This is a genomic window from Micromonospora sp. KC207, from assembly GCF_004348615.1.
In the GTDB taxonomy this organism is placed as follows: Bacteria; Actinomycetota; Actinomycetes; order Mycobacteriales; family Micromonosporaceae; genus Micromonospora.
The window spans coordinates 1-10,319 of sequence record NZ_SMKJ01000261.1 but is presented as its reverse complement, the minus strand read 5'-3'; the positions used below and the strand labels follow the sequence as shown (position 1 = coordinate 10,319).

Genomic DNA, 10,319 nt, shown 5'->3' with positions numbered 1-10,319 from the left:
CCGGCGCTCCGCGCGGCCCGCGCCGATTATTGCTCATTCCCGACTTCCTTCACCAATCGCGCGAACGCGCGCCCGCCGTCGACGCGCCCGCCCGGCGGGAAGGCCGCCGGTCTCCACGCCACGCTCCCCCTGCGCCCCGCCGCGCGGTAGGGCTGGCACCACCGGAAACAGGACAGGCGGCGGGATGGGACGACCGGGCCGGCGTCCCTAGCCTCGAACCATGACCGTCACCGGGGCCGAACCGGCCGCCCCACCGCCCAGCCTCCCCCGTCAGCTCCTACGCGACTCCGGGTACGTGCTGCTCGGCCTGCCCCTCGCGGTGGCCAGCTTCGTCGTCCTGGTGGTGGGGTTGGCGCTGGGCGTGGGGCTGGTGGTGACGGTGATCGGCCTGCCCGTCCTCGCCGGCACCCTCTACGCCGCACGCGGCCTCGCCGACGTGGAGCGGCTGCGGCTGCCCGCCGTGCTCCGCCAGCTCCGGGTCCGGCCCGACTACCGCCGGGCCGAGGCGGGGGCCGGCGCGTGGCGGCGGATCCTCGTGCCGATCCGGGACGTGCAGTCCTGGCTCGACCTGGCCCACGGCATCCTCAAGCTGGCGGTGGCCGTCGTCACCTTCGTGGTGACCGTCACCTGGTGGGCCGGCACGCTCGTCGGCACCCTCTACTCGATCTACGACTGGGCGTTGCCGCACCCACCCGACGACGAGCCCCTCAGCGAGCTGCTCGGCCTGGGCGACTCCGCCGCCGCCCGGATCGGGCTGAACACCGCCGCCGGGCTGTTCTTCCTGATCACCCTGCCGCTCGTGGTCCGGGGGTGCGCGCGACTCCAGGCCGGCTTCGCCCGCGCCCTGCTCACCGGCATGGCCGAGATGCGCAGCCGGATCACCGTGCTGGAGGAGCAGAAGCGGGCGGCCGTCTCCGCCGAGGCCGCCGCGCTGCGCCGGCTGGAGCGCGACATCCACGACGGCCCGCAGCAGCGCCTCGTCCGGCTGGCCATGGACCTCAGCCGGGCCCGGCACCAACTCGCCAGCGACCCGGAGGCCGCCGGCCGGACCCTCGACGAGGCCGTCGCCCAGACCCGGGACACCCTCGCCGAGCTGCGCGCCCTCTCCCGGGGCATCGCCCCGCCGATCCTGGTCGACCGGGGGCTGCCCAGCGCCCTGGCGGCCCTCGCCGGGCGCGGCCTGATCCCGATCGAGCTACGCCTCGATCCCCGGCTGGACGGCCCGGGTGGGCGGCTTGACCCGGCCGTGGAGGGCACCGCCTACTTCGTGGTCGCCGAGGCGCTGACCAACGTCGCCAAGCACAGCGGGGCGACGGAGTGCCGGGTCGAGGTGACCCGCGACGACGGCCGGCTGCTGGTCGCCGTCGCCGACGACGGGCACGGCGGCGCGCACCTGGCCAAGGGGCACGGCCTGACGGGGATCGCCGACCGGGTGCGCGCGGCGGGTGGCCGGCTCCACGTGCTCAGCCCGGCCGGCGGGCCGACCGAGGTCCGCGCGGACCTCCCGCTGTGACCACGGCTACCCCCGACCCGGCCGGCGGCGTGGTAGACACCACCATGCGGGTGGTGATCGCGGACGACGCCGTGCTGCTCCGGGAGGGGCTGGTCCGGCTGCTGACCGAGCGCGGGCACGAGGTGGTGGCCGCCGTCGGCGACGGCGACGCGCTGGTCGAGGCCGTCGTCGCCCACCGGCCCGACGTGTCGATCGTCGACGTGCGGATGCCGCCGTCGCACACCGACGAGGGGCTGCGCGCCGCGGTCGAGGCCCGCCGGCTCGTGCCCCGTGCCCCGGTCCTGGTGCTGTCCCAGTACGTCGAGGTGTCGTACGCCGACGACCTGCTGGCCACCACCGGCGGCGCCGGCGGCGGCGGGGTGGGCTACCTGCTCAAGGACCGGGTGGCAGACATCGACGAGTTCCTGGACGCGCTGGCCCGGGTGGCCGCCGGGGGCACCGTGCTCGACCCGGAGGTGGTCGGCCAGTTGCTGGTCCGCCGGCGGCGCGACGACCCGCTGCGGGAGCTGACCCCGCGCGAGCGCGAGGTGCTGGCCCTGATGGCCGAGGGGCACTCCAACACGGCCATCGCCCGCGCCCTGGTGGTCACCGACGGCGCGGTGGAGAAGCACGTGCGCAACATCTTCACCAAGCTCGGCCTTCCCCCGGACACCGCCCAGCACCGGCGGGTCCTGGCAGTCCTCGCCTACCTGCGCACCTGACCGACGCTCCCGCCGGGCCGAGCCGGATGGGAGCGGGGCCGGGCGAGGGCGGGGCGGTCAGGACAGGGTGGCGGCGAGGGCGACAGCCTCGGTGAGGGTGTCGGCCACCGGGTGGCCGGAGGCCCGCAGCCGGGACCGGTCGGTGAAGCCGCCCGTGTAGAGCACGGCCCGGCCGCCCACCGACTCGGCGGCATCGGCGTCGTCGATCGAGTCCCCGATCAGCACCACCGCGCGGCCGTCCAGCCCCAGCTCGGACAGGTGCTTGCCCAGCGACTCGGCCTTGCGGCCACCGCCGATCGTGGCGCGCAACCCGTCCACCCGGGCGAAGCGCCCGGCCAGCCCGTAGGAGTGCACGGCGGGCACCAGCTCGTCGTGGAACCACATGGACAGCAGGGACTGGCTACCCGGCCAGGCCGCCATCGCCGCCGCCGCGTCGTCCGCGAGCGCGCAGGTGGTCAACCCCCTGCGGTACGCGTCGTGGAAGATCCGGTCCAGCTCGCCGAACGCCTCGTCGTCGACGGCCCGGCCGAGCACCCCGGCGTAGTAGTCGGCGATCGGGCGGCGGAACCGCACCCGGTGTTCGTCCGCGGTGACCGCCGGCCCGCCCACGCTGGCGAACGCGGCGTTGGTGGCGGCCACCACCAGGTCGAGGTCGTTGAGCAGGGTGCCGTTCCAGTCCCAGACGAGGTGGGGGCGCGCAGGGGTCATCCGAGCAGGATAGGCGGCGGGCGGCCGGTCAGAGCTGCGGGGTGGTCAGGTCCCGCAGCAGGCGTTCCTCCTCCACCCGCCAGTACCCGTGCTCCTTGCCGTCGAGCAGCACCACCGGCAGCCGGTCGCCGTACTCGCGCTCCAGCTCTACGTCGCCGGTCACGTCCTTCTCGATCCAACGGTCGCCGGTGACCGCGACCACCCGGCCGAGCGCCGCCTTGGCGTCCTCGCAGAGGTGGCAGCCGGGGCGGGTGATCAGGGCGAGCCGGGCGTCACTGGACATCGGAACCTCCGTGCGGATGTCGGGCGGGGCCGCCTGCGACGGCACCGGCCTGAGCTGTGTCTTGCGCACCTTGCCGACCGCAGACGTCTCGGCCGAGCCGTACCCGACGCGCACCGCGCGCCCGGTGACCTCGGTGGACCGTCACCCGGACCGCCGCTGTCAGCGCATCCCGGCCGCCTTGGTCGGCCGCCACCCGGCGGAGCCGGCCAGCGAGCTCGGCGCGAGGCTGTCGGCTGCGTCCTGCACGGTCGCTGAGTCTGACACAGCGTCCGGCCGTCGGTCATGCCCGAACCGCGCTCGTCGCCCCCGCGCGACACGGCGTCGACGGCAGCGCAGTGCGGTCGATCCCGGCGCTGAGCTGGGGTTATCCCTAACCAGCCCGCCGCCCGAAAGTCAACCGCCCCCGACGGACAACCGGTCCGCCGCTGGTGCGACGGGCGAGCAAATACTTCTGCTCTGTGTAACGGACTTGCCACGCGCGGGTGACGTTGGCCCTATTATCACTCGGGTCGACTCACCCCATTTGCCGTGAGTCGACACCCCTCAGCCCGAGGAGGCCCCCGTGCCTGTGAGCGCATTGGACCCGCACCTCAAGGGGATCTGCCGCCCGTCGGCACCTCCCCGACGAACACTGCCCGACGGCCGTGGCCGCGCCCGTACCGGGGTGCCCCGGCAGCCGGCGGCGGCCCTGATCGGGGAGGCACGGTGACCAGCTTTGGCTACGAGCAGCGACCGTTCGGGCTGGCCGCCGCGGCCCGGGCGGTCCTGAACGAACGGCTGGGCGCCGGCCAGGAACCCGTGGACGACCTGGCCAGCCTCGCGGTACGCGGCGACGGGGCGTCCAGACGGTTGCGCAACCGGTCCCATCACAACGAGGCGCCGCCCCGTCCCGCCACGCCCGGCGGCAACGGCGGCCGGGTCGCGTCACCGGCCCGGCCGACCATGCCGGCGCAGGGCCGGCGCGGTGGCGACACCCCGCCGGTGGCCGATCCGTCGACCACCGAGACGGCGGTGCTGCCGGCGGTGTCGGCCGACCCGCCGACCAACGTTCCGGGCGACGCGCCGACGGGATTCCCGAGCCGGCCCGATCCGTCCGACCCGGCCACCGAGGTCTGGACGCTCGTCGAGCGCGCCCAGGCCGGCGAGGCCGAGGCGTTCGGGCTGATCTACGACCGGTACGTCGACACCGTCTTCCGCTTCGTCTACTTCCGGGTCGGCAACCGGCAGCTCGCCGAGGACCTCACCTCCGACACGTTCCTGCGTGCCCTCAAGCGGATCGGCAGCTTCACCTGGCAGGGCCGGGACCTCGGCGCGTGGTTGGTCACCATCGCCCGGAACCTGGTCGCCGACCACTTCAAGTCCGGCCGGTACCGGTTGGAGGTCACCACCGGCGACGTGCTGGACGCCGACCGGGAAGACCGCGGCCCGGAGGGCAGCCCGGAGGCGGCGGTCGTCGAGCACATCACCAACGTCGCACTGCTCACCGCCGTCAAGCAGCTCAATCCGGAGCAGCAGGAGTGCATCGTGCTGCGGTTCCTCCAGGGCTTCTCGGTGGCGGAGACAGCCCGGGCGATGGGCAAGAACGAGGGTGCGATCAAGGCGTTGCAGTACCGCGCGGTCCGCGCCCTGGCCCGACTGCTGCCGGACGGCTTCCAACCCTGACCGCCACCGTCGCCGCACCCGCCCGTCCGGCGGCGTCCGCGCCCCGGACGCCCCGATCCCGGCAGCGTTCCGCGCCGTACGCCGGCCCGGGACACGGCCCAGACGTGACCGACGACCACCGGCACGTGACGACCATCACTCTTCGTGATTTCGCTCCCGCCGGCCCCGTAACCCGTGCACGGCGCCGAGCGTTTCTTCCGGTGCGACCGGTGGTTTCTCCGGCATCCCCGGGCCCCACGGTCCGGACAGCGCAGCCCGTCACGAGCTTCGTCCCGGGTGGACTCTGCCGCCGGTCGCTCGTGTCGACAGCGGCCAACCGGCCGTGACCAGCGAGAGGAGGTGCCTGCGGTGACCAGCGACCTCTTCTCCCGCCGGCGCGCCGAGCGCTTCGCGCAGCTTCTCGACGAAGCCAACGGCGGCCGACGTCACCACGTCCGGTCCCGGGCCGACGACCACCTCGCCGCGCTCGTCGCGGTCGGTCGACAGCTCAGCGCCGGCTCTCCGCCCGCCGCGGTGGATCCCGACTTCCGCTCCGGACTGCGGGCGATGCTCGTCGCCACCGCCGAACGGGAGGGCATCGGGGCCGCAGCCACCGCGCCGGCCAAGGCCGGGCAGACCGGCCAGCGCGGCACAGTCGCCACCGGTCAACGCGGCTCGTTCCTGCCGTCTGCGACCGCCCGCCGGGCCCGGGCCCGAGGTGCCATCCTCATCGGGGTGGCCGCCGGCGCGATCGCCGTCTCCGGCATCTCCGCCGCCAGTGAGAACGCCGTCCCCGGCGACGCCCTGTACGGGATGAAGCGCTCCACGGAGCGGGCCCAGCTCGCCCTGGCCAGCTCGGACCTCAGCCGTGGCCAGCTCTTCCTCGACTTCGCCCGCACCCGGCTCGGCGAGGCCGCCGCGTTGCGCGGGGACCAGCTCGGGTTCGAAGCGGTCCTCGACGACATGGACGCGGACACCCGCCAGGGCGTACGCCTGCTCACCACCACGGCCGCACAGCGCTCCGACCCGGCCGGTCTGGACGCGGTGAACACCTTCGTCGTCGGGCAACGGCGTGCGGTCGGCGACCTGCTCACCGGGGCCAGCCGGGCGGAGCGGGACCGGGCCCGCCAGTCGATCGCCCTGCTCGATGCGACCCGCAAGCGCTCCGACGCGCTGCGCGCGGCCATCGAGTGCGAGCTGCCCGCCCCGGCCGGCAGCGACACGCTCGGCCCGATCCCGACGGCCTGCCCCGGCGGGCGCTGACCCCCTGCGCTTCCCGCACGGTTCCCAGTACCACACCCTGCAGCCGCCGACAGCAGTGCGCGCCACAGTTCTCGCGGCAGCGGGCAGGGCGGCCCTCGCCCCCGGCTACGCTCACGGAAGGCAGTGGTCGGGGTCGTCGAGCGAGGGAGGTCGCGTGGCCCGCAACGGCAAGATGACGGTCAGCACCGACCGGCGCGGTCACACGGCCGGCTGGGCGGAGACCGAGGCGGCCCCCGCCACTCCGATCGCCCCCGATCCGCGTGCCGCGGCCTTCTTCGACGTGGACAACACGATGATGCAGGGTGCCTCGATCTACTGGTTCGCCCGCGGCCTCGCTGCCCGCAACTACTTCACCACCACGGACCTGGCCCGGTTCGCCTGGCAGCAGCTTCGCTTCAGGGTGCTCGCCACCGAGCACGCCGGGGACATGTCGCAGGCCAAGGACGCGGCGCTCGCGTTCATCGAGGGCTGGCAGGTGGACGACGTGGAGCGGCTCGCTGAGGAGATCTTCGACGAGCTGATGGCGCCCCGGATCTGGGCCGGCACCCGCCGGCTGGCACAGCGCCACCTCGACGCCGGGGAGCGGGTCTGGCTGGTCAGCGCCGCGCCGGTCGAGATCGGCCGGGTGATCGCCGCCCGGCTGGGGCTGACCGGGGCGATTGGCACCGTCGCCGAGGTGATCGACAGGGCGTACACCGGGCGGTTGGTGGGCGACCTGATGCACGGGCCGGCCAAGGCCGAGGCGGTGACCCAGCTCGCCGCCGTCGAAGGGCTGGACCTGGTCCGTTGCTCCGCCTACAGCGACTCCGCCAACGACCTGCCGATGCTGTCGGCCGTGGGGCGGGCGGTGGCGATCAACCCGGACGGCACCCTGCTGCGGCAGGCGCGGCAGCGCGGCTGGGAGGTATGGGACTTCCGCACCGGCCGACGGGCCGTCAAGATCGCCGTTCCGTCGACGGCGGCGGCCGGGCTCCTCGCCGGTGCGGTCGGTGCCGGGCTGGCGTTGCAGAAGCGCCGCCGCGACCGCTGATGGAACTTCGCCCCGACTCGACCGGCCGACGGCACGGATCGGCGGCTCAGGGGCCGAACGGGTCGGGGCGGCGTTCCAACAGGCTGTGCAGGGTCTGCTGGATGGTCTCCCGCACCTGGTCGGCAAGGTTGAACACGACCAGCGGGTCGTCGGCCGAGTCGGTCAGGTGCGCGGTCGGGATCGGCGGGCAGAACTCGATCAGCCACTTGCTGGGCAGTGGCACCATCCCGAGCGGCCCCAGCCACGGGAACGTCGGCGTGACCGGGAAGTACGGCAGCTTGAGCAGCCGGGCCAGGGGCTTGATGTCGGCGAGCATCGGGTAGATCTCCTCGCCGCCGACGATCGCCACCGGCACGATCGGGGTGCCGGTGCGCAGCGCGGCCGATACGAACCCGCCCCGGCCGAAGCGTTGCAGCTTGTACCGGTCGGAGTAGAGCTTGCCGACCCCCTTGAACCCCTCAGGGAAGACGCCGACCACCTCGCCGGAGCGGAGCAGCCGCTCGGCGTCCGGGTTGCAGGCGACGGTGCCGCCGGTCTTGCGGGCGATCTCGGACACCACCGGCATCCGGAATACCAGGTCGGCACCGAGCAGCCGCAGGTAGCGGTGGGCCGGGTGCTGGTCGTGCAGGGCGGCGGAGAGGATCAGCGCGTCCAGCGCCACCGTGCCGGAGTGGTTGCCGACCACCAGGCCGGCCCCGTCCGCCGGCACGTGCTCCAGCCCGGAGACCTCGGTACGGAACCAGTCCCGGTAGAGCAGCCGCAGCACCGGGTGGAAGACGGACTCGGTCAGCTCCGGGTCGAACCCGAACTCGTCCACCTGGTAGTCGCCGGAGAGCCGCCGACGCAGGAACGCCAACCCGGACGCGACCCGCCGGTCCCACACGTCGCCGGGGCCGTCCGGCACCGCCGCCGCACGTGGCGCGTGCGCGGCCACCTCCGGCCGCTCCCGCCCCGCCGGCAGCTCCCGCTGCCCCGGCTGCGGGACCGCCGGGCCGCCGTTCAGCTCCGCGACGGGCTCCGGGGCGGGGTGATGGCCGTTGTGCCGGGCCGGCTCCGCTCCCGGGCCAACCACCATCAGCGGTACGTCGTACCGGCCGTTGGCCCCCGCGCGCCCGCGCTCCTCGCCCGGGCTGCTCACGACCGCTCCCGTACGGCCGCGCGCGCCTGGCGGATCCCGTCGAGGACGGCCCGCTCGGCTGCGGCGAGCTGCTCCCGGCTGACCACCACGCCGCCCTGGTGGGCGCGGACGAAGTCGTCGAACGCGGCGGCGGTCGAGCGGGGCGCGAAGCCGTACTCGCGTTCCAGCGCGGAGGTGTCCACCACCCGGCCGTGCACGAAAAGGTCGACCTGGTCCAGGCCGTACCGGCCGAAACCGAGGCTGCGGGCCAGCGCGACGGCCCCGGACAGGCCCGGTTCGAGCACGGGGACGCCGATGCGCCCGGCCCGCCTGATCGCCTGGGACAGGGAGAGCACGCCCGGCCCGGCGACGTTGAACGTGCCCGGGTGCTCCTCGGCGACCGACCGGTGCAGCACCTCCAGCGCGTCGTCGAAGTGCACGAACTGCAACCGGGGGTCGCGCCCGAACACGGTGGGGACGAAGGGCTGGGAGAAGTACCGGGTCAGCGTGGTGTCGGCGGTCGAGCCGATGAACGGCGCGAAGCGCAGCACCGTGGCGGTGACGTCGGGTCGGCGGCGGCGGAAGCCGCGCACGTACCCCTCGATGTCGAGGATGTCGCGGCCGAAACCGCCGCGCGGCACCTCGCGCGGCTCGGTCTCCTCGGTGAAGACGGCCGGGTCCCGGAACGACGCCCCGTACGCGGCGGTCGACGAGCGGACCACGAGCTGACGTAGCCGGGGCGCCCGCTGGCAGGCGGCGAGTAGCTGCATGGTGCCGATGACGTTCTGTTCCTTCATCGCCGACCGACCGCCCTGCTGGGAGTCGGGGGCGGTGACCAGGGCGAGGTGCACCACCACGTCGACGTCGAGGTCTGCGAGGAGACCGCCGAGCGAGCCCAGGTCGAGCCGGATGCGCTCGACCCGGTCGAGCAGGCGGGCCACCTCCGGGCTGGGGGTGCTGGGATCGACGCCGATCACCCGCTCGATCCGGGGGTCGGCGGCGAGGCGGGCGGCGACGTGGGCACCGAGGTAGCGGTTGACCCCGGTGACGACGACCACCCCCGGGGCACCTGGGGTGCCACCGGGGGTCACGTCGTGCACCTACCCCGGCAGGTGCGATCGAGCCGGGGTATCCGCGGCCTGATCACCTGAGCCTCCGGGGGTCGACTTTGGCAAGCGACACGGGACGCCGGGCCGGTGTGGGCCCGGCTCCGGTCACTTGCCGAGACGGCGACGCTGGACGCGGGTCTTGCGCAGCAGCTTGCGGTGCTTCTTCTTAGCCATGCGCTTGCGGCGCTTCTTGACCACCGAGCCCATACGACGACAGCCTTTCGATGCAACGTGCGGGGCGGACCGGATGACACCACACGGTGGCGTCGACGACCGCTTGCGGACAACGGACCGGACCAGCTGGCGGGCGGCGGGCGCACCGATGTGCGGTCACGATCCGGTCCAGGGTAACTGGAGGGCGTCAGCAGGACCAACGCGCCCCCGTCAATGCCCGTTACGTCGCACTCGGTGCCCTTTACGGGGCACTCGACGCACGCCAAGGTGGCGTACGCAGCTCAGGAGGGCGCTCGGCGGAGTCGCCGGGCCCGGATGCGCCACAAGTGGTCGGTCAGGCGGTTTCCTGGAACGCGCCCCGGAGATACTCGTGCACCGCGTGCTCGGGCACCCGGAACGACCGGCCGACCCGCACGGCGGTCAGCTCGCCGCTGTGCACCAGCCGGTACACCGTCATCTTCGACACCCGCATCACCGTCGCCACCTCGGCGACCGTGAGGAACCTGACCTCCGACAGCCTGCCGTCGGACTGCGAACCGGTCATGGCCCACCGCCCATCCCATGCCCCGGCGCGTGCCGCCGGACGGGATCCTCCCGCCAGGACGGGCTACGCGCGTGTTACCAGTACGGTAGCGGGACGGCTGTGACCGGCGCGATCCCTTCGTGCATGTTGATCACGCACAAGGCCGGGTTTCCTCCGCCCGTGGCCAGCCGTTTCGCCCGTCCGGGCACGCCTGCACCCGGTGTCCTGTTGGGGCCTGAGCCTGTCCGGTTGGGGCC

11 protein-coding genes are annotated in these 10,319 nt (G+C 74.0%); 5 read left to right on the top strand and 6 right to left on the bottom strand.

All coding sequences use genetic code 11. From position 1 onward, the window contains the following. Nucleotides 1–220: 220 nt before the first annotated feature. Together E1258_RS25680 and E1258_RS25675 are read left to right on the top strand one after the other, a co-directional pair. On the top strand, nt 221–1,513 hold the full coding sequence (locus tag E1258_RS25680) for a sensor histidine kinase (protein WP_132405636.1): 1,293 nt from the start codon (nt 221–223) through the stop codon (nt 1,511–1,513). 44 nt (nt 1,514–1,557) lie between these two features. Next, a complete protein-coding gene (locus E1258_RS25675; protein ID WP_132405640.1) occupies nt 1,558–2,214 on the top strand; it encodes a response regulator transcription factor in 657 nt (218 codons plus the stop codon). Between the two features lie 57 nt (nt 2,215–2,271). On the opposite strand, the gene E1258_RS25670 is transcribed toward E1258_RS25675, so the two are convergent. Further along, the gene (locus E1258_RS25670) at nt 2,272–2,922 is read right to left on the bottom strand and encodes an HAD family hydrolase (RefSeq protein ID WP_132405634.1); all 651 of its coding nucleotides are present in this window, start codon (nt 2,920–2,922) and stop codon (nt 2,272–2,274) included. Between the two features lie 28 nt (nt 2,923–2,950). Continuing rightward, nucleotides 2,951–3,205, bottom strand: a complete 255-nt coding sequence (locus E1258_RS25665) for a glutaredoxin family protein (RefSeq protein ID WP_007073160.1) — start codon at nt 3,203–3,205, stop codon at nt 2,951–2,953. An 807-nt stretch (nt 3,206–4,012) separates the two neighbouring features. Here E1258_RS25665 and E1258_RS25660 point away from each other — a divergent pair. From E1258_RS25660 to E1258_RS25650, 3 genes are all read left to right on the top strand, one after another. Continuing rightward, the gene (locus E1258_RS25660) at nt 4,013–4,867 is read left to right on the top strand and encodes an ECF subfamily RNA polymerase sigma factor, BldN family (protein ID WP_371688686.1); all 855 of its coding nucleotides are present in this window, start codon (nt 4,013–4,015) and stop codon (nt 4,865–4,867) included. Nucleotides 4,868–5,215: 348 nt separating this feature from the next. Continuing rightward, the gene (locus tag E1258_RS25655) at nt 5,216–6,109 is read left to right on the top strand and encodes a DUF5667 domain-containing protein (protein ID WP_132405629.1); all 894 of its coding nucleotides are present in this window, start codon (nt 5,216–5,218) and stop codon (nt 6,107–6,109) included. Nucleotides 6,110–6,281: 172 nt separating this feature from the next. Further along, nucleotides 6,282–7,139, top strand: coding sequence for an HAD family phosphatase (locus tag E1258_RS25650; protein ID WP_243715684.1), 858 nt, complete (start codon nt 6,282–6,284; stop codon nt 7,137–7,139). Nucleotides 7,140–7,185: 46 nt separating this feature from the next. Here the strand turns inward: E1258_RS25650 and E1258_RS25645 are convergent, their stop codons facing one another. The 4 genes from E1258_RS25645 to E1258_RS25630 form a co-directional block, all read right to left on the bottom strand. Next, complete coding sequence (locus tag E1258_RS25645) at nt 7,186–8,277, bottom strand: lysophospholipid acyltransferase family protein (protein ID WP_371688685.1); 1,092 nt, start codon at nt 8,275–8,277, stop codon at nt 7,186–7,188. Next, nucleotides 8,274–9,347, bottom strand: a complete 1,074-nt coding sequence (locus E1258_RS25640; protein WP_132405625.1) for an NAD-dependent epimerase/dehydratase family protein — start codon at nt 9,345–9,347, stop codon at nt 8,274–8,276. Before E1258_RS25640 ends, E1258_RS25645 begins: the two co-directional genes overlap by 4 nt. Before the next feature lie 123 nt (nt 9,348–9,470). Then, nucleotides 9,471–9,572 carry a 30S ribosomal protein bS22 gene (locus E1258_RS25635; protein WP_007465623.1) on the bottom strand — a complete coding sequence of 34 codons (102 nt, stop codon included), beginning with the start codon at nt 9,570–9,572 and terminating at the stop codon, nt 9,471–9,473. Between the two features lie 301 nt (nt 9,573–9,873). Beyond that, nucleotides 9,874–10,083, bottom strand: a complete 210-nt coding sequence (locus E1258_RS25630; protein WP_007073166.1) for a helix-turn-helix domain-containing protein — start codon at nt 10,081–10,083, stop codon at nt 9,874–9,876. Between the last annotated feature and the right edge of the window lie 236 nt (nt 10,084–10,319).